Here is a 20,131-nt window from a genome sequence, read left to right as displayed (position 1 = left end):
GATCGAGCAAGGGCGCTACGCCGCCCGCCATCGATATTTCGGCATGGATTGGTGCCAAGGATGATGCGATCTCGCGGGCGACGGCGAGGGCGGCGCTGGTAAGATAGCGCGATAGGCCAGCGCGCCCGGATGGAAATCCCCGCTCTTCAAGGTGCTAGCATTTCGGAAATGGTCCCGCGGCGAAAATCGATCTGCCGCCCGGCCCGGTCCCGCGCATTGTTGACCGCCTCGCTGGTACTTTCGCCTAGCGATTCGAGATGCTGCGAAAGCGAGCCCATGCGCCGGTCAAGCGCTGTCGCGGCGGCGCGCACGTCGTTTGGCAATAGTGGCTGAACTATTTCGAGAAAACGGGCTAGTGTCAGTTCGGTCAACATTGCTGCAGACGCAGGCTGGGTCACGAACATTCGCAGAAACTCGTGCAAATGGTCGGCGGGCGCCGCGCGAATGGCCTCGATTACGCGATAATATTCATCGCCCAGCGCATCGTCATTAAAGCCGCCGCCGACGACAAGCGCAACGCGCTCGGCGGCGGTTTCGTCATGGTTCGCGGTGCTCATCTAAAGGCTCCTCGTCAGCGTATTACCCGTGCTCGAATCGGCGACGGCTGTCGCGTTTGTCGGTGCCGGAAATGGAAAACGCGTCGTGCGCCGCCGCCTCACCCAGTTGACGACATTATCGTTCGAGGGATCATTGTCGGGATTGGGCGAATGAAGATGCTGAATCCGCAATCTGACGCGCGCATCCGGCACGGCTAGGCCATAGGCTAGCGACGGGTTCGTATTGAACGGAAAGAAAGCGCGGAAGGCGAGGTCCGACACGGGGGGCTTCGGGCTGAGATCCGGCCGGTTGAACAACACATGATGAAGCTCGTGCGCCAACGTCGTTCCCTCGGGATTGATGCCGGGATTGATAAAGACGAAGAATCGGTCGCCAAGCGTGGTCGCGGTGCGCTCGAAAAGGGTGGTATAGGCATTGCTGGATGGCATGCGCACGAACACCACGGTGAGCGTATTGTCGGCGGATCCCGGCAGCAGGTCGTTTAGCGCCGCAATCTCAGCGGCGTCGTCCTTCACCTGCTTTGCGTAATTGCCATGGGCATCCTTGGCGGCGGCAGGAAGATTGCGCGCCTCTGTCTTTGCAGGATCAATCCGCAGGCCCGCTTGTGCCCAGCGACGGTTTGCAGTTGCAAAATGTCCGTTGATGTCCGCCGGCGTGGCATGACCGTCATAGTTTACCACGCGCACCGCGAGCTTGCGCCGGACGTCGGGCGCACGCTGAAAAACGGGTAACCTCTCCGTTACTGCGGCGCCGGTCGAGGGAATGTAGCGTGTCTCGACAAAGCCATCGAGCGCGGCGCGGCGCAACCGGTGGTTGCTCTCCCCGCGTTGGCGCAAACCTGCATCAGGGCCGGACGTAAATCCACTATGCGTCGCCTGTTTGGCATCGGTGTTATTCGACACGATCATCAACGCCTTGGACACGAAGACGTGCGATCCCGGGGCTGTTTGAGTCAGGGTGACGGCTAGGGATGCCGGCGCATCGTCCGTTGATCCATTGGCTTTCAATGTTCGCCAACTGGCGGTCACGGTGGATCCGCCGGCCAATGGGTCGCGCACGCGAATGTAAAAGCGCCGAATATCAAGGCCGACGAAATTGTCGGTTTCCGCGGCAGCGTTGCGGACATTTCCGGACCCATCATAAGCCTGATCCCACAGGCCGAACATCAATGCCGTCGCCGCGGGTGCGCTGGCATCGGCGCGGTGGTCGCCATCCTCATCCGTAACGAATGCAACCGAGGCCGCCTTCGCGGGTGGCGGCGTGGGCGCCGGGCCGGTCCCTGAACCAGCCAACAACGCAGCCCAGGTATGCGGGCCGACGACGCCGTCCCACTCCGACGGGTCGGCAGGAAAAGCGACGCGCTGGAACGATAGTACCGCTGCGCGTGTCAGCGCGCCGAACTTGCCATCGACCGTTAAGGGGCAGCGATCGATCGGCGATTCCCCCCGCGACCGTCGTGATGCGTCGACCGCATTCAGTCGCGCTTGCGCTTCGGCGACGGCCGGCCCCGATGATCCGACGCGGATCGTGGCACGGTTTGAAGGGGCTGGCGCGGCTTCGTCCTGCTCGCCGATGCGCCGCACGATCCGCACATTGGGCAAAACCAGGCCCTCGGGGCCGGTCAACCGCCGTGCAAATCGACTGCCCGATTGCCCGCTTCCCGGTTCGAGCACGCGCACATAACGGCCCGGCAATGGCCCATCGGTCATCAATGCGCGGCGGCGCGCGGTGGCCCTGGTCATTGGCTGCGGCTCGTCGACCACCGACAGTCGCGGCGTGCTGTCGGCGCGGTCGCGCAGGACGAGATCGCCCCGCGCCAATGGCTGCGTCATGCGTTGCCCAGGCCAACCGATCACCGTCATCGAGGGGTCGTCAGGGTCGAGCGCACGCTGGATCAACCGGCCCGGATCGTCGCCGACGAGAGCCGAGATAAACGCCTCGGCCGAAATATCCTCCTCGATCAGCCGCTCTGCCACTTCCGCCATTTCACGGGACATTACATCTCTCCTCAAGCGGTTTCGAGCTGCGTTGCGACGGCAAACTTTGGGGGTTGAACCCGGCCGAGCGCAGGGCCGCCGCCCGCAATATAGGCAATGCCGTCGATCACGGCGGCGCGGAACGCCTTGTTCCTGAAACACGCCGCATGTTCGACGCCGCTGAAAGCGTGAACGAAATGCGGCGCGGCCAGATCGGGGGCGCGGGCGCTGAACGTCGGCACGGTGCCGTCACCGGCCTTGTGTCGTTGCTGCGGATCGAACTGCGTATCGGTCGTCAGCCCGTCGGAATACAGCAGCCCAGTCACTGGATGATATCGTCCACCAACCCGGTCGTGAAAGGCTTTCGCGGCGGCCAACCGCTGCGCCAGCGCATCCCCCGCGGGATCATGGCGCAAACCGGTAGGAATCAAGCCACCCTGATCCCATCCTGCGGCGTACAAGTCGAATACCGAGATCGTTGGACGCTTCGCCGCATGCGGCCACCATCCGCGATCTGCGCCATCCGACGGCAGCAGTTCGTTGGCGCCGGCGACGCCCGCCATTAGGCGTGCATAATATTCCGGATGCGGACCGAGCTTAGTGCTGCTGAAAACAGCCTGCATAATCCAGTTCGCGGCGAATTTTTTGGCCTCTGCGCCTTCGTCATACCAGCCGTCGCGGCCGTCGCCGGAGCCGACCTGTTCCTTCAGCATCTCGGCCATGGCTTCACCGAGCGACCCGTCGATCTTATAAGTGAATCCCGTGCGGAACCGTCGCGCCGCCACGACGGCACCAACCGCGGGCTGCATCGCATGAATAACGCCCGCGATGCGGCCCGCCAGTCTTGGGTAAGCAACCAGCGCCGCGCGCGCCATGAGACCTCCCATGCTGTGCGTGAGGAGGATTAGTTGGGGGGCGTGTTCGGTTTTTAGAATGAGGTCTACATAACTTGCCAGGTGGTGGGCGTGGTCGAGATTGGACTGCCGCCAGTCATAGCCCATGGCCCAGACCGGGCAGCGCAGCGCCGCGCCCGCCCCGCCGCGGTTGAACGCGGCGTCGATCGCCGTCAACAACGGGCGGTAAAATCCCGCGGGCAATTGATCCCAGCCGCGGCGATGCTCGCCGGCATGCTTGCCATCGGCCACAATGGTGACGCGGCTGCGCATATCCAACCCGCGCAACTTATCGTCAGGATCGGCGCGGAACCAGCCGAGCATCGCAGCGGCATTGTCAGGATCCCAGCGCGGCAGCGGCGAATTGGTGAAATCGAGCCGCGTGCCCATGATGCCGGGCAGAACGACTATGGGGACGACCCGACGCCCCGACCCCGACCCCCGCTGCGGCGGCGGCGGCGGTGCCGCAAAGCCTTCGATCGGTCCGGCCGGTGATGGCACTTTCGGGGGCGGCTTTTGGGCGAGCGCGCGCGCGCGAACGACCGCCGCCATGATATCGAGCTTGCCGTACCCCCAGCGCGCATTGTCCTCGCTCACCGGTGCCAGCGACGCGAACAGGCAGCGGCGCAAGGCACTGATCCGTTGCGGGCCGGCCGCTTGCAACATCAGCGCGAGCGTGCCCGTCACCAGCGGCGCGGCCATGCTGGTGCCGCTCATCCGCACATAGCCCGGCGCCGCGGCGGGATCGGCGCGCGACCGCACCGACAATGTCCGGACGCCGGGGGCGGCCAGCAAAGGCTTGCGCCGACCGTCACGGGTCGGCCCGACACTGGAAAAAGGCGGCAACGGGTGCGCGGGATCATGCCCGTCATACGCGCCGACCGCGATCGTGCGGAGCGCGTTACAGATGCTGCCGGTGGTGCCATCCGATGCCGAAAGATCGCTGGGGAACTGCCCCTGGCACGGCGCGCACGCGGCGTTGCGCTCGATCCATGCATGCCATCGTCCGTCGACGACATCGATGCCCTCTATCTGAAGCTCCCAAGCCCCGCTTTTTGCGTGTGGATTGAGGAACAAATTGATCAGATTGTCGCCGTTGTTCGGATCGTTGCGGCGGTGGTAAAGGCGCCCGACTTCCTGCCCGGCGGCGGTGCGCAGCTCGGCCTTGCCGCCCAACGGCGCCTGCGCCGCCACGCCATCGGGACCGCGCGCCGAAGCGATGAATTCATCGGCCCCCTTATACCAGATTTCGACCGACACCGGCTGGGTGTCTCGCCGACCGAGCCTGAACGGCAAGCGGGCAATGCGCGCCTCGCTGATCCGCCCGTTCATATGCACGTCGCGCGAATAATAATTGCCTGTGCTCTGCACGATGGCGGTGCCGGGGCGGTTCATCAGCAGCCAATCGATAGCGCGTTCGATCAACAGCGTGCCATCATGGGGACCGGCATGCCGGCCCAGGCTGAAGTTGATCGCAAGCGGCCGATCCCCGGCCATGCGGACGGCAAAGTCGACCGCTTCGAGCAACTCGATCGAACTGCCGAGATCTTCGCCGCCATTGCCGAGATGGACGAAGATCAGATCGGCCTCGGGCGCGACGCCGGCCGGTCCGCCCGCTCGCCCATTACCTGCCGCAATACCCATAACATGGGTGCCATGCGCGCGATCCGTGCAGGGATAGCCCAACGCCACGAACGGATCCTGCTGCAGCAAGGCGCGGTCGATTGCCGCGCGATCATGCATCCGGCCATAGCCGTAGCGGTTTTCGGCACGACCGATGCGCTGATCCCATAAAGCCAGCAGCCGTGTCCTGCCATCGGGATGGCGAAAATCGGGATGCGCGAAATCACACGACCAATCGATCACACAAACAATCGTGCCCTTACCTGTTTCGGCAAGGCCCGCCGGACGGCGCTCGTCGCCGGGTTGGCTGTCCTCGATCCCCTCCAGGGCCACGCCCAAGGGCTCGTGAATCGCGTCGAGCTCCTTGGCGTAGAGCCGCGGCGCCTTCAGACTGGCGATCGCCGGGTCGGCATGCAGCCGCGCCAGTTCGTCCCGTTGCGCCCGGGCGGTAGCCACCGGGCCGAAACGGCTGATCAACCGCATGCCGACCGGAGGCTCGGCCTTGTCCTGTAACCGAACCACGATCGCGACCTCGTCCTCGGGCCGCCCCTCGGCGATCAGTTCTTGGAGTGCCGGGTCCACCGCCGCCTCCTATGCGCGCTCTTTAGGCTGGTTCTTGACGAGCCGTTCGACCGACTGGCTCAAATTGTGGATCGACTGGTTGAGCGACGCCACTTGCACCTTGTCCTGCGCGGCGAGGTCATTGATCGCTTTGGTCAGCGCCGCCGAATCCCGTTCCAGCTGAGATTTCAGCGGCGCCACGGCAGCCTGGACATCCTTGGTCGTCGCCACCGGCAGCGAGCCGGGATTGGCGCTTGCCCGACTTGCCTGGCCATTGGCCGGCGGCGGAAGCGCGCCGGTTATGGTGCCGTTGTTACCCTTGTCATCAGAATCCTTGCCATCGCCATCCTTGTCGGCTTGCGCTCTTTTGGCGGCGCGGATCGTGTTCGTGGCCAGCACCGCGCCGATGGGGGTGACACCGCCCAGCCCCATCATCAGCCCGGCGCGTGTTGCTGCCTTGGGAACGCCCGCGCCCCGGGCCATTGCGATGCCCAATACGACGCCCTGTCCTGAAATCCCGGTCATGGTCTCTCTCCCAAATAGGTCGTCATTTTTTGCCGCTGGTCAGCGCCATCATGATGGCCAGCGTCGCCATGCCGTTATCATTGCCCCCGAACATTCCCGGACTGGCGCCCGGCGTTGCCGCAGCCGCGTTATTTCCGCCCAGGCCGCCGGATAGCAGGAGGATGGGCAACAGCTTCGACATCTGATCGCCATTGTCGACGACGACATTCGGCACGCCCAGCGCATCGGTCGTCTCTTGCGTGCTCAGCAACGGAAGCATGACCGCGAGCTGCCGCTGTTCGTCGAGACTGCGTTTCAACGCTTCGGTCACCGCCTTGCGTTCGGCGAGTTCACGCCGGAATTCGACCCGCAATTTGTTCGTTTCGTTCTCGATCGAGCGCGTCCGCGTGTCGAGCGTGGTCACGGCCTTTGAATTTGTGGCGATCCGCGCATCGAGCCGCTGGGCTGTCACATGAAGATCGGCCTTGGTGGCATAGCCATCCGCAACCTTTTTCGGGACCGGATTGCCCTTTGGCGCGGTGGCCACTTTACCAAACCGGTTGGCTATCGGACGCGCCCCGCGACCACGGCGGGCGGACTCGTAATCCTCATAGTCTTCGGTGTCTTCGACATCCTCGACGGCTTCAACGGCTTCGAGCAGTTCGCCGTAATCTTCATACGTGTTGAACATCATTCGTTCCTTTCATGTCTCTCTGGGTGGTGTCTTGCTGCGCCGCCTGTCGCGACGGCGATGTCCGGGCTTGAGACGCGTGGGACTGGAGTGGACCGAGCAAAGTTGCGCGCAATTCGGGATCGGGCCGGACCATTCCCGGTCGCCCGCGGCCACGACAACTCGGGCAGCGGTCGTCCTCCCCCCAGCACAGGCCGCACGCACCGAGCGCAGCGGCAAGATCAGCCAGCCTGGCTTGCGCCTCATGATGCGATTGATAGAGCCGGCGCGCCGACTTCTTCATCGCGTCGATCCGGCGATGCGCCTCGGCAAGCCGATCAGCGAGTTCGACCACATGCTCGCCCAGATCTTCCGAGACGGGCGAGGGCACGATCGCGCGGGCCTGCATCATCTGCGCGATCATCGCCAGTTGTGGGTTGCTCGCCTGCAGATCGGCCATCATCTGACTGGCCAACAACGCGGGATCGGGCGCCGCGCCTTCGGGCGGATCGATGACGGTATCAGACATAAAGCGGATCATCCTCGCGCTCGGCCTCGTCGTAATTGGGCCATGCCTCATCGCTGGTTTCGTAATCTTCGCCGGTATCGGATTCCCACACGTCCTCGCCCGCCGTCACCAGCGGCGGCGCTGGCCGGTATGCCGGTTCGGCTGGTGGCGTGACGGTGACGTTCACGGGCCGCTGCGCCTGCGCGCCCCAGATCGAGGGCGACAGCGCCAGCAGCGTCAGCAGCGTATCCGCCCGCCCCTCGGCATCCTCGACATCGAGGCCAAGCGCTTCGCCGGCATCTTCCATGAATCCGGGCAGGGATTCTGCCCCTTGATAATATTCGGCGGCTTCGTGCGCGGTACGATTGGCCAGCGTGCCGAGGGCGCTCATCAACATGTTGACCGGCACCTGCTGCGCGCCGACCGGAACCGTCGGTCGGCCAAAACCACCCATCGCGCTGGCGGAAAGCGCCTGCAGCGTTTCGGGCCGCATCAGCAATCCCAGCAAGGCATTGGCACCGCCGCCGCCGCCCAGCATGGCCAGCGGGTTGCGACCGCCGGCTTTGCCACCGGTTATCGCACCAAGCGCGCCAAGCGCGCCGGCCGGGCCACCGCCACGGACCGTCGACACCAGATTGCTGACGGTGCCGATCCCGCCGCCGACGGCGCGGGCGGTTGGATTGCCGGATTGCGACAATATGCTGCCGGCACCACCCGCAATGCCCCCCGCCAATGCCCCCCACGGCCCCAGCGCCGCGCCGGCGCTGGCGCCCTGGATCATGCCGGGAACCGCCTTGGCCACCACGGGCGCCGCCTTCTGGGCGAACTGGCCGACAGCGCCCGCCGCGTGTTTCAGCCCGCGCCCAATATCGCCAAAGAGCGATTCGACGTCCTCCGCCGTGGCTTCCGGGCCATAGATTTGCTGGACGATCGCTTCCAGCTGATCGGCTTCGGCATGGGCATATTCTGCGCCCAAACTGGCGCGCAGCAGGGGGAAATCATCGGCCATGATACAGTTCCTCATTGCGACGAGTGGGGAAATTCTTCGGGCTGCGGGGCATCGAGCTGTCGCACGACCAGTGCCGCCAGGGCCTCGATCGAGCTGAACGCGCCGAGCATGACGCCGCCAAGCTGGGCGACCGTGCCGCGCAAAATGGGTGGCGCGCCGCCCACCGGCTCGAGCCAGGCGCGCACGACCAACGTGACGGCCGTGCCGGCGAGCGTGTATTCGCGCTGGGCTGACGAGCCTGCATCATCCGCTCCGTGCATTAGATTTATCCAGGGACTCAAAATCCCGATTCGTCATGATCCATGCACCGCGACGATCACTGGCCGATCACGGCAGGATCACGCCCGCAACACCGGCGCTATGGATGATCCGCCAAAGCCTTTTCGATCATGCCCAGCGCATCGCGCACCGCATCCCGCGCAGAGACCAACGCAACGCGACCGGCGGGGCGCGCTGGTACCGCCGGGCCGGCCGCGCGATGACCGAGAATCTGGCGATACAGATGGGCGGTTTCTTCCATCGGATCGACGGCCAGCTCCGCCTGCAACACCGCGGCGCAGGTGCGGAATTGCTTCAGCGCGAGCGCGCGATTGCCGGTCTGCGCATAAGCAGTCATCAGAAGGCGGTGCGCATCTTCGCGCAACGGTTCCAGCGCGCAGAGCGTCCGGGCGGTGCCCATTGCTCTGGCCCAATCGTTGCTATGGGCACTCATCATGGCGAGCGCATAAAGGCCGTCAAGCCGGAGACAATGGAGCCGCTCCCGCTCGTACAAGGCCCATTCGGAATCGACCAGGGGCAGGAAATCGCCGCCATAATCATCCAGCGCGCGCGCCAATTTCAGGCGCAAGTGTTGCTCATGACGCATGGTGCGCGCCCTGAGCGCCGTGCGGACACGCCGATCGAAGGCCAACGCATCGATCCAGCAGGATCCCTTTATACGGAGCGCGATCAGCTCCGCATTAGTGGTTATGAAAGCATCAGCGTCCAGCACCGACTTGGCACGCCACAAGGTCGTCGCCAGGCAGTGCCGGGCGGAGTCCTCGTCGCGCCCCGGCCAGAGCGCATTGGCGATCGTCTCGCGCGGCGCCTCCAGCCGCGGCCGCGTGGTTAAAAAACCAATCAAAGACCAGCAACTGGAAGACAAGGCGACGGCGCCAGCACCAACCTGATTGGCCTGCGTCCCGCCAAGGACTGATAGACGCCAGTGAGGCACGGCTCCCTCCTGATTATTTATCTAGGCGGATGCATAGTTTGTCGGCGTTATTTACCGAATCGTGATTGCTCTGCGACTCGTGCCGCGGACGCGACATCTTCGGCTCATTAAAAGTTATGGCAAGATATCACGCGCTATACTGCCAACAGCGTATTTGGTCTTACGATTGCCGGTCCTGGCGGTGCCGGACCGGCTGGCGGCGGCATCGTAATCACGCGTCACCGTTCTGGCGTGACCCGCCTGCGCCGGTTGCACGGCCGGCGCACGACTTACCGCACATTAGACGCGCTCTATCGAAAGCGGCCGCAGCGGCACTTTTCTAACCTCCCGCAGCGGCTACAGGCGGCGCCGCGGCCACGATCCGCCATCACCACGCTCATCGCCCCCCGCGATGGCCGTCAATAAAGCTTCCCTAAACTCGGCCGCAACCCAACAACCAAGCACGTTCATTGGAGTTTACAGAAGGATGGCGCTTCACGATCCAATCCGTACCGAGGCTGAAGTGCATTATTCGCGCATGACGCAAGATGATCCCCACGATATTTTTCGGTCGTCCACTACAGTGCAGCTGCCTTGCTCGACCGGCGGCAGCAATCCGGAAGCGATATTTGTCTGCCTGGCAGAAAGCAGCGATCAGCGGAACTCGGCCACGGAGCTGGTCAACCACATGTATGCCCGGCGCGGATATGGCGGCAATCATAGCATCCCGCAGACGTCCCTACATACCACCTTTACCGCACGCACGGCGACGAGGACCATTGGCACCATCACTCTTGCCATCGATTCGGCCGCGGGCCTGGCGGCGGATACTATTTTTCGCGCGGAGATCGATGCGTTCAGGCAGGTGCCAGGCGCAAAGGTCTGCGAACTGACCAAGCTGGCGTTCGATACGGAGGCGCCGTCGAAACCGCTGCTGGCCGCGATGTTCCACGTGATCTTCATCTACGGGCAGCGGCGGCATGATTGCACCGATCTGTTCATCGAAGTGAACCCGCGCCACACGCGTTTTTACGAAGTGATGCTCGGATTTGAGCGAGTGGGTACGCTCAAGACGAATGCCAGCGTGGCAGCACCGGCGCAGCTGCTCAGACTGGAGATTAAAAAGATACATGCGGCGCTGGACGGACGACAGGGCTGTGGAGAGAACCGCCGCAGCAGATCACTATATCCCTACTTCCGCTCGAACGACGTGGTTGGCAATATGGATCTGCGCGTAACGGCCTGACGACTGGATCGGCCAAATTGTTTATATTTATACTAATTAATCTATTAAACGTCTGGGCAGAAGATCTCAATGCACCAAGCGGTGTTCAATGACATCGATCGTGTCGTCAACACCGCCTTCTTCAAACCCGTCTGACCAGAACTGATTGCCCGCCCCCCTGCCGATGATCAGTGTAACGCCGTGGGCGAAACGGGCCAGCGTCATCCCGGCGGTCCGCCCTGTTTCAAAGCTATCAATCAGCGAATCGAGAATTGGATCTTTTAACATTCGCAATCAACATCCCTGCTGAGTTTATTGTTCCAGCCGATCCACGCCCCCCTCGAGCGTGAGCGCACCACGCCCGCGGACGCCCGATGGCAGCCGTGAAACGGCGCGCGCGCCAACCGCGCTGTCCGGCTTTGAGACACCTCGCCCGCACCGATATTTAAGTGGAATATGGGCGCCGAATCGCTTTGCAATATATTAACAATGGATTAAGTACATCCCACGAGTGGGTGTGCGAATCGTCGAAATAGTCAGGGAAACTCTATGAAAAATACTTTGTTAGGTGCTGCAGCATTCGCCGCAGCCATATGCGTGTCGCCAGTCGCCAACGCGGCCGATTTCACGCCCGGAACGCCACAGTTCCAGGTTTTCGGCGAAATTACCAACGGTACCGTGTCCGCCTCGATCGGCAACCAGGGGATTGCCGCCGGTTCGTTCACCGACAATTTCATCTTCAAACTCGATCAGACCGGCATCGGCAGCGGCTCGCTGTCGACGAGCACGTCGATCTTCCGCAGCGTTACCGATGTCGATATCGTGTCGGTCGTGATCAATGGCCTGGCGGCAACGAAGATCGCGGGCCCGAACGCTCTGGTCGAATTCTTCAGCATCACCGGTGTTCCGATCTCGTTTGCTGCAACAAACACGCTGACGATCACGGGGACGTCACGTGGCAACGGCTCCTACGGCGGCAACCTGACGTTCGAACCAGCGGTGACCGCAGTTCCTGAGACCGCGACTTGGGCAATGATGCTGTTCGGCTTTGGCCTTGTTGGTGGCGTGATGCGCCGCCGCGTGCGCAAATCCGAGGTCAGCTTCGCTACTTCCGCGGCATAAGCCGAGGATCTACGAGTTCGACAAGCCGCCGGTCGAGAGACCGGCGGCTTTGTCATATGCTGTTGAGCCGACGAACAAGTCCCGGCGATTAACGCGGATCAGCCTAAGCCCCGCGACTGCGCCCAGCGGTAGAACAGATCGGGCCATGCCGCCACCGGCTTGCCCGCCGCGCGGCGCAGCCCGAAACCATGGCCGCCCTGCGTGAACAGATGCGTCTCCACCGCCACGCCCGCCGCTCGCAGCGCGGCACGCATAGCCACGCTGTTGTCGACGGGTACAATATCGTCATCCTCGGCATGAACCAGAAAGCAAGGTGGCGTCTCCCGCGTGACGTTACCCGCCGGCGTGTGCGCCCGTTCGAGCGCGGGCGATGCATCCGGCCCGATCAGCAGGTTGCGTGATCCCTTGTGCGCCAGCGGGAGCGTCATCGACTGGACGGCGTAAATCGGGGCGGCAATATCGGGTCGGGGCGACAAGCGATCCGCCGCATCAACTGCGTTATAGGTCGACTTCGCGAACCGCGTCGCGAGATCGCCACAGACATGGCCACCCGCCGAAAACCCCATCGCCGCGACACGCCCGGGCAGGATGCCATAATGCTGGGCACGCGCTCGAATCACGCGGACCGCGCGCTGCGCGTCGGCCAAGGCGACGTCTGGCCCGGCCGCCCAGCCCTCGCCCGGCAGCCGGTAGAACAGCACGAAGACGGTGTAGCCCCGCGCCGCGAGCCAGCGACCCATTTCATAGCCTTCCTTGTCGACGACCACCCAGCGATAGCCGCCCCCCGGGGTGACCAGCACCGCGGAGCCGTTGGGTGTATCGGGCCGGAAGACGACCAGGCGGGGGCGCGTGATACCGTACACGGCACGGTCGCTGACCTGGTTATCCTTGCTGCGGTCTTCGACGGTTTCGACGGGCGGGGTCGCGGGCATGCCGGCTGCCCCGAACGGCCACAGGTCGATCGTCTCATATGGTTCGGGAAGCCCAGCGACCAACGCCCCCCCCCCGTTACCGGGGGCGCGGTCTGCGCCGACAGGCGTCCGCCCAGTCCGGCGGCGAGCGTTTCGATCAGGGCCTGTCGGCGATCGATCAAGGGCATGGAGCTGTCGGCGCCTTTCAAAAGCGCCTGTCCGAAGACAGGCGCGCCGAGCGGGGAAGCGATCACACCGCAGCGATCACATCTTGAAGCGCGCCCCGATCAGGATGGTACGGCCAAAGTGGTTATATTCATAATTCCGCTTGGCATCGAGATCGGTGTAGCGATCGCGATAATCGTCGGTGAGGTTCGTGCCTTCCAGCGAGACTTCAAAGTTCGGCGTCAATTTGTAGCGGAGCGACGCATCGACGTTGAGCGAGGAGTTATAGCCCTCGAAGATGTTGCCGGTGCCTGAGCCGCCGTCGATGTAAGGGCCACGATAGCTGACCGAGCCACGGGCACTAAACCTGGCGTCCTCGTAATAAAGCGTGCCGTTATACGCGCGCTTCGACAGCCCGTAGAGCGTTTCGGTGCGGGTCACCGGGATCAGCGCGCCGCCGGGGACGATCGCCGGGCCGCTCTGCGTGTAGGCCGCGTCCGATCCAATGAAGGTCGCGTTGGTGATCAAGCCGAAGTTTCGCAGAAAGCCCGGCAGGAAGCGAAAGGCAGTCTGGAACGATATCTCCATGCCTTTCAGCGACGCGCCCGTGCCGTTGGTGATCGAGCTGATCTGCCACAGCTGGCCTTCGGGGTTCGACGCTGCGGGCGAGCTCGGCGGGATGATCGACGTCGGCAGCCCGGTCGAGGCATAGGTGCCCGACGTGGTCACCGATACCGGGAGCCTATCCACTCCAATCCATCAAGCCAATGGATTTCACGGTGGAACTGCGGTGGCCCCTACCGGGCCGGCCCGTTCGAGACCAGCCCTAAGCTATGCCTTTTTGCTTGTTGGCTGCAGCGTCGCGTTACCAGCTGCCGTCCCCACCGTATAAGTCGGCTTGGACCGAGCCCGCTTCCTACCCAAAGCGTCCCAAGCAGGACCCAAACGCGCACCCTACTTTATGAACTTCCAGCCGTAAGTTTCGGATTTCCCTTCTTAAAGGGATGGTGCCGCTTACAGGACTCGAACCTGTGACCCCCGCATTACGAATGCGATGCTCTACCAACTGAGCTAAAGCGGCATAGTGCCAAGGAACGTCGATCGACCTTAGCAAGGCGGCGCGGGTAGCAAATCCTTTTCGGGCTGGCAAGCGTATCGCGCATGCACACCGCTTTACCCATCGTTTACCACGCGTGGTGCACAAGGGCCGCACCGACGGATCGGCCATCGGTCCCCCTGGAGGTGCTTGCGCGATGGAAACTGTTCTCGGGATCGACGACCCGCGCGAGCGCGAGGACGCCCCCCAGGTCACCGGGGACGTGCCGGCCATCGCCATCGGCAGCGATGAACGCCGCATGCATGTGCGCGCCTATAATCACTGGGTCTCGCTGCTGCAGGCGCGGTCGTTTCCGTCGATCGCCGATCTTGATCCCGCCAATATCGCCGATTTCGGCCCGCACAGCGTGTTGCTGGATTTCTCGCGCGGCGCGGAGGATCCGGCGATCGCCTATCTCGGTCGCGCGCTGCGCGACGAGTGCAGCCTCGATTCGTCTGTGGCGCAGATCTCGCAAGTGCCGAGCCGATCGCTGCTGTCGCGGCTCACCGATCGCTATCAGCAGATCATCGCCAATCGCGCGCCGATCGGGTTCGAAGCCGAATTCGTCGGCTCGCGCGGTTTTCACATGATGTATCGTGGCATTCTGATGCCGTTTTCGTCCGATGGCGAGTCGATCGATTTCATCTTTGGCGTGATCAACTGGAAGGAAATGGTCACACCCGATGCGCAGACCATGCTCGAGGCCGAGGTCGCGCAATCGCTGCGCGCCGCGCCGCGCGCCGCGCCCCCCGCGGCGGTGCCGGCCTGGGCAGATGGCCCGAGCGCCCAGCGCAGCGATGCCCCGGTCACATCACCGACGCCAGGCGTCGACCTGACTCATCAGATGACCAGCGCGCGCGCATCGGCCGCTGCCGGGCGCGCCGCCGACGCGCGTGGCCGCGCCGCGCTGCATCGGGCGATCGAACGCGCCTATGCCTTTGCCGCGGCAGCCGACCAAGACCCGCAACACTATGAAGCACTGCTCGATCAGGCCGGCATCACGCTGCATCTGCGCGCGCCGATGCTGTCGATCGCCAAGCTGGTGTTCGGGGCAGACGCGCCGCCCGCGCGGCTGGCCGAATACGCCACCGTGCTCAGCCACGCCCGCCGGCTGAACGTTGCGCCCGATGCGGTAGCCGACTTCCTCGATGCGTTCGAAGGCGGGATAGACGGCGTGGTCACCGCGGAACGCGCGCTCCGCCACGGGAACACGCTGGATGAGGATCAGCGCGCGGTGCTCGATGACCGACCCAGCCTGGCGCGGCTCGCGGCGCCGAGCGGCACCGCTGCGGGCGACTATGTCGTGTTGCTGGCGCGCGCGCGCGACGCTGAAGCGCTCGATGTGGTGGCGACGCTCGACTCGGTGGCGCTGGTCGATCAGGTCGTGCGCGCCGCGCTGTGATCGTCCTCCCCTGCCGGATGCGCAGAATTGCGCACTCGCCAGGGGTTGAGCTGGAAAAGCGGCAGGCGCATAGGTCTCGACCATGGCCAAGACCACGTTGAATTCGCTGTCGGACGCGCTTGCTGCCCGATTGACCAAGGGCGCTCTTCCAGGGGAATTGCAGGACTTCGGCACGGAGGAGCGGCACGCCGCAGCGGCCTTCGTCGCTGCCACGGCGGAATGCCGCACGCCCGGCGCGCCGGCGCTGGAACTGGAGCCGATTTCAGGCACCGATCCCAGGCGGCGCATGCGGCTGGCCATCATCAACGACGATATGCCCTTTCTGGTCGATTCGATCGCCTCCACGATCAGCGCGCACGGCATCGGCATCGATCGCATCATCCATCCGGTACTGCGCGTAACGCGTGACGACAGCGGCGCGCTGACCGCGGTCGGCGATACCGGCCAGCCTGAATCGATGATCTATATCGAGCTGGAGCGCGCCGATGCGCGCGAACGCCGCGATTTGCTTGCCGAGCTGACCGCCAATCTCGCGGATGTGCGCGTCGCGGTGGCGGATTGGCCCGCGCTGCAGGAGGCGCTGGCGCAGGATGCCGATACCCTGCTCGCCAGCAGCCATCACGATAACGATGGCGAAGGCGCCGCTTTGCTGCGCTGGCTGCTCGACGAGCATTTCACGCTGCTCGGGCATGAAACGTGGATCGCCGGCAAAAGCGCTGCGCGGGCCGGCATTGCCCGCAATCCGCACAAGATACCGATGCTCGCCGAAGCGTCGCGCGATCTCGCTGTCGCGCATTTTGCGGAGGGCGGCGAGGCGCCTTTGCTGCTCAAATCGAGCCTGATCTCGGGCGTGCATCGCCATGTCCCGCTCGATCTGGTGCTGGTGCCGGTGATGCACGGCAGCAACGTCGCGGGACTGTCGATCCATGCCGGGTTGTGGACCAGCGCCGCTTTGGCCGCCGCGCCGCAGGACGTGCCGGTGCTGCGCACGCGGCTTGCCGCGCTTGAGGAAAAATTCGGCTTCGATCCCAAGGGCCATACGGGCAAGGCGCTGACGCACGCCTTGGCCGCATTGCCGCACGATGTGGTCACGGCGTTCGACGCGGACGCGCTCGAGCATCTCGCGCTGACCGCCATGTCGCTGGCCGATCGCCCGCGGCCCAAGCTGGTGTTGGTCCGCTCCACGCTGGGGCGGCACATGTTCGCCTTCGTGTGGCTGCCGCGCGACGATCTCAGCACCGCGCGCCGCGTGGCGATCGGCGACATGTTGTCGGATGCCTGCAATGGCGGGCTGCTCAACTGGAGCCTGTCGCTTGAAGACGGCGGCGTCGCGTTGATCCGCTATACGTTCGATCTTCGCGGCGACGGGCATATGCCGGCGGCTGCACCGCTCGACCTGCGCCTTGCGCGCATGGTGCGCGGCTGGATTCCGGCGGTGGAGGCCGCGTTGGGCGAGATGGTCGATCCCGCGCGCGCCGCGCGGCTCGCCTTGCGCTATGCCGGCACTTTTCCGCAACATTATCGTAATCACGCAAGCGCCGATGAGGCCGCGCGCGATGTCATCCGGCTCGCGCGGCTGGAACATCCAGGCGACCGCGATGTGCGGCTGTATCACGACGCCGACGGCGCTGTCTGGCTCAAGATCTACCGTCAGGGCGGCGCCTTGGCCTTGTCCGATGCGGTGCCGGTGCTGGAGAATTTCGGCTTCCGCGTGATCGCCGAACTGCCGCACGCGCTGACCGACGAGGCCAAGGGCTTCGTGCATGAATTCTATGTCGAGGCCGCGCGCAAATTCTCCGGCGACGCCATCGTGCTGGAAAATGCCATCGCCGCGGTGCTCGAAGGCCGGGCCGAGAATGACGCCTTCAACCGGCTGATCGTCGATGCCGATATGGCGCCCGCCTCGGTCGTGCTGTTCCGTGCCTGGTTCCGCTATCTGCGCCAGGCCGGGCTGACCTACGGCCTGGCCACGGTGGTGGATGCGCTGCGCCGTGCGCCGACGGTGGCCAAGACGTTGATTGATCGATTTGCGGCGGCGCATGATCCGGCACGGGATGCCAGCAGCATCGCTGCCACTGATGCAGCGATCGAACGCGGGCTCGATGCCGTCTCGGCGATCGACGACGATCGCATCCTGCGCGCGCTGCGCAGCGTGATCGCCGCGACGCTCCGCACCAACGCCTTTGCCCCGGCGGGGCAGACGGCATTGGCGTTCAAGCTCGACAGCCAGCTGATCCCCGGCCTCCCCGCCCCCGTGCCGTGGCGGGAGATCTGGGTCTATTCACCCCGCGTCGAGGGTATCCATCTGCGCGCCGGCCCGGTCGCGCGCGGCGGCCTGCGCTGGTCCGATCGGCGCGACGATTTCCGTACCGAGATACTCGGCCTGATGAAGGCGCAGCGCGTAAAAAACGCGGTCATCGTACCGACCGGGGCCAAAGGCGGCTTTTACCCGAAGCAACTGCCGCCGTCGTCCAACCGCGACGCCTGGCTAGCCGAAGGCACCGAAAGCTACCGCGTGTTCATCCGCGCCTTGCTGTCGATCACCGACAACATCGTCGAAAACAAGGTCATCCACCCTGAGGGCGTGGCCATCCTCGATGGCGACGATCCCTATTTCGTTGTCGCGGCCGACAAGGGCACGGCGACGTTCAGCGACGTCGCCAATGCGATCGCGCTGGAGCAGGATTTCTGGCTTGGCGACGCGTTCGCCAGCGGCGGATCGGTCGGCTATGATCACAAGGCGATGGGCATCACCGCCAAGGGCGCGTGGCTTTCGGTCCAGCGCCACTTCGCCGAGCGCGGTGTCGATGTGCAAACCCAGCCCATCCGCGTGGTCGGCTGTGGGGATATGTCTGGGGACGTGTTCGGCAACGGCATGCTCCTGTCCAAGACGCTCAAGATCGTCGCGGCCTATGATCACCGCCATATCTTCCTCGATCCCGATCCCGATCCGGCCGCGAGCTGGGAGGAGCGCAACCGCATGTTCGCGCTGCCGCGATCGAGCTGGGCGGATTATGATGCCAAGCTGATCTCCAAGGGCGGCGGCGTGTTTCCGCGCACCGACAAGACGATCAAGCTGAGCAAGCAGATCCGGTCGGCCCTCGGCATCACCGCCGAGGAGATGGAGCCGACGGCGCTGATTTCGGCAATCCTCAAAGCGCCCGTCGACCTGATCTGGTTCGGCGGCATCGGCACGTATGTGAAGGCGCGGGCGGAGAACAATATTTCGGTCGGCGACCCGGCCAATGATCGCCTCCGCGTGGATGCCGAGGATCTGCGCGCCATTGCCATCGGCGAGGGCGCCAATCTGGGCGTCACCCAAGCAGCACGGATTGCCTTCTCGGCCCGTGCCAATGGCCTGGGAGGCGGGCGCATCAACACCGATTTTATCGACAATTCGGCCGGCGTCGATTGCTCGGATAACGAGGTCAATATCAAGATCGCGCTCAACCGCGAGATGATCGAGGGCCGCCTGTCGTACGAGAAGCGCAACAGCTTCCTCGCCAGCATGACGGAGGACGTCGCGCATCTCGTGCTGGAGGATAACCGGCTGCAGACGCTGGCGCTGTCGGTAGCCGAGAATGACGGTTCGCAAGCGCTGCCCAGCTATGTGCGCGTGATCGAGATTTTCGAGAGCACAGGCCGGCTCGACCGCGCGGTGGAAGGGCTGGGCAGCAACGACGATCTGCTGCGCCGCGTGCAGGAACTGCGCGGGCTCACCCGCCCCGAACTGGCGGTGCTGCTCGCCACCGCCAAGCTCGCGCTGCAGGATGCGATCGAACATAGCGATCTGGCGCTCGATCCCGAGCTGAACGGCGATCTGCACGCCGCCTTCCCCAAGGCAATGCAGAAGAAATTCGCCCAAGCGATCGACGAGCATCGTCTGCGCGGCGAGATCGTCGCCACCAAGCTGGCCAACCGCATCGTCAACCGTATGGGCGTGCTTTATCCGTTTGAATTGGCCGAGGAGGAAGGTGCTGCGATGTCGGACATCGCGGCGTTGTTCGTCGTCGCCGAACGGCTGTTCGATCTGCCTGCGCTGTGGCGTGAGATCGAGACGGCCGCGATGCCGGAAGCGGCCCGCATCGCGCTGTTCGATGAGGTCGCCGTGGGCGTCCGGGCGCAGATCGCCGATCTGCTCCGCATCACCCCGCCCGGCGCCAGCCCCAGCCTGGTGCTCAGCCGCATCGCCACGGGCATTGCCAATCTCGACAAGCAGACCAAGCATCTGCTGCTCGAGGAAGCCAGTGCGCAGAGCGCGCGCATCGCCACGCGCCTGGAGACGGCGGGCGCACCGAAGAAATTGGTGCAGAAGGTGGTGCGCCTGTTCGAGATGGACGGCGCCGTCGGGCTGGCTGATCTGGGCCAGCGGCTGGAGCTCGACGAACTGGTGCTGACCCGTGCCTTTACCAGGCTCGGCCAGGCGCTGGGACTGGATTGGGCGCAGGCCAATGCGGCGCGCATCAGCCCAAGCGATCCGTGGGAACGGCTGCTGATCGCCGGGCTGGCACGTGATTTCCAGCAGCTGCGGCTCGACTTTCTGGGGCGCAGCGAAAGCGATCCGCAGGCGCTGGTGGAAAGCTGGCTCAGCAAGAATGCCGATCGGGTCGCGCAGTTCAAGGCGGTGGTAGATCGGGCCCGCAATGCCGCGGCGCCGAATGCGGCGATGCTGGCGCAGATTGCGGGCCAGGCGCGGGTGCTGCTGGGGCGATAGTC

Annotated in this window: 14 protein-coding genes, 1 tRNA gene and 2 pseudogenes; 4 read left to right on the top strand and 13 right to left on the bottom strand. The window is 64.3% G+C overall.

The features are described from left to right. Window positions 1–146: 146 nt before the first annotated feature. From ABC969_RS08585 to ABC969_RS08545, 9 genes are all read right to left on the bottom strand, one after another. Window positions 147–557 carry a hypothetical protein gene (locus tag ABC969_RS08585; protein WP_345864258.1) on the bottom strand — a complete coding sequence of 137 codons (411 nt, stop codon included), beginning with the start codon at window positions 555–557 and terminating at the stop codon, window positions 147–149. Further along, on the bottom strand, window positions 558–2,555 hold the full coding sequence (locus ABC969_RS08580) for a peptidoglycan-binding domain-containing protein (RefSeq protein ID WP_345864257.1): 1,998 nt from the start codon (window positions 2,553–2,555) through the stop codon (window positions 558–560). 11 nt (window positions 2,556–2,566) lie between these two features. After that, window positions 2,567–5,632: a S8 family serine peptidase gene (locus ABC969_RS08575; protein ID WP_345864256.1), complete on the bottom strand. Its 3,066-nt coding sequence runs from the start codon at window positions 5,630–5,632 to the stop codon at window positions 2,567–2,569. Window positions 5,633–5,641: 9 nt separating this feature from the next. Further along, a complete protein-coding gene (locus ABC969_RS08570) occupies window positions 5,642–6,136 on the bottom strand; it encodes a hypothetical protein (protein WP_345864255.1) in 495 nt (164 codons plus the stop codon). Window positions 6,137–6,158: 22 nt separating this feature from the next. Beyond that, the gene (locus tag ABC969_RS08565; protein WP_345864254.1) at window positions 6,159–6,809 is read right to left on the bottom strand and encodes a hypothetical protein; all 651 of its coding nucleotides are present in this window, start codon (window positions 6,807–6,809) and stop codon (window positions 6,159–6,161) included. Then, the gene (locus tag ABC969_RS08560) at window positions 6,790–7,326 is read right to left on the bottom strand and encodes a hypothetical protein (protein WP_345864253.1); all 537 of its coding nucleotides are present in this window, start codon (window positions 7,324–7,326) and stop codon (window positions 6,790–6,792) included. Before ABC969_RS08560 ends, ABC969_RS08565 begins: the two co-directional genes overlap by 20 nt. Further along, a complete protein-coding gene (locus ABC969_RS08555) occupies window positions 7,307–8,302 on the bottom strand; it encodes a hypothetical protein (RefSeq protein WP_345864252.1) in 996 nt (331 codons plus the stop codon). The genes ABC969_RS08560 and ABC969_RS08555 overlap by 20 nt, the downstream gene beginning before the upstream one ends. Before the next feature lie 11 nt (window positions 8,303–8,313). After that, window positions 8,314–8,562 (bottom strand): hypothetical protein, encoded by a 249-nt coding sequence (locus ABC969_RS08550; protein WP_345864251.1) that lies wholly within the window; start codon window positions 8,560–8,562, stop codon window positions 8,314–8,316. A gap of 98 nt (window positions 8,563–8,660) precedes the next feature. Continuing rightward, entirely contained in the window at window positions 8,661–9,425 is a 765-nt protein-coding gene (locus tag ABC969_RS08545) for an AfsR/SARP family transcriptional regulator (protein ID WP_345864250.1), read from the bottom strand. A 556-nt stretch (window positions 9,426–9,981) separates the two neighbouring features. Between ABC969_RS08545 and ABC969_RS08540 the strand changes: the two genes are divergently transcribed. Further along, a complete protein-coding gene (locus tag ABC969_RS08540; protein WP_345864249.1) occupies window positions 9,982–10,740 on the top strand; it encodes an N-acyl amino acid synthase FeeM domain-containing protein in 759 nt (252 codons plus the stop codon). Between the two features lie 66 nt (window positions 10,741–10,806). Here the strand turns inward: ABC969_RS08540 and ABC969_RS08535 are convergent, their stop codons facing one another. Then, complete coding sequence (locus tag ABC969_RS08535) at window positions 10,807–11,007, bottom strand: hypothetical protein (protein ID WP_345864248.1); 201 nt, start codon at window positions 11,005–11,007, stop codon at window positions 10,807–10,809. 300 nt (window positions 11,008–11,307) lie between these two features. On the opposite strand from ABC969_RS08535, the pseudogene ABC969_RS08530 reads away from it, so the two are divergent. Further along, window positions 11,308–11,841 (top strand): annotated as a pseudogene (locus ABC969_RS08530) (FxDxF family PEP-CTERM protein); the annotation flags it as partial. Between the two features lie 98 nt (window positions 11,842–11,939). Here the strand turns inward: ABC969_RS08530 and ABC969_RS08525 are convergent. From ABC969_RS08525 to ABC969_RS08515, 3 genes and pseudogenes are all read right to left on the bottom strand, one after another. After that, entirely contained in the window at window positions 11,940–12,773 is an 834-nt protein-coding gene (locus ABC969_RS08525) for an alpha/beta hydrolase (RefSeq protein ID WP_345864246.1), read from the bottom strand. Window positions 12,774–13,016: 243 nt separating this feature from the next. Continuing rightward, window positions 13,017–13,667 (bottom strand): annotated as a pseudogene (locus tag ABC969_RS08520) (TonB-dependent receptor domain-containing protein); the annotation flags it as partial. 255 nt (window positions 13,668–13,922) lie between these two features. Continuing rightward, window positions 13,923–13,998, bottom strand: a tRNA-Thr gene (locus ABC969_RS08515). Window positions 13,999–14,170: 172 nt separating this feature from the next. Between ABC969_RS08515 and ABC969_RS08510 the strand changes: the two genes are divergently transcribed. After that, window positions 14,171–15,415 carry a PAS domain-containing protein gene (locus ABC969_RS08510; RefSeq protein WP_345864245.1) on the top strand — a complete coding sequence of 415 codons (1,245 nt, stop codon included), beginning with the start codon at window positions 14,171–14,173 and terminating at the stop codon, window positions 15,413–15,415. 82 nt (window positions 15,416–15,497) lie between these two features. Beyond that, entirely contained in the window at window positions 15,498–20,129 is a 4,632-nt protein-coding gene (locus ABC969_RS08505; RefSeq protein WP_345864244.1) for an NAD-glutamate dehydrogenase, read from the top strand. The last annotated feature ends 2 nt before the right edge of the window (window positions 20,130–20,131 follow it).

The sequence above is a fragment of the Sphingomonas qilianensis genome (assembly GCF_039614825.1).
Classification (GTDB): Bacteria; Pseudomonadota; Alphaproteobacteria; order Sphingomonadales; family Sphingomonadaceae; genus Sphingomonas; species Sphingomonas qilianensis.
This window is presented reverse-complemented; position numbering and strand designations above follow the sequence as displayed.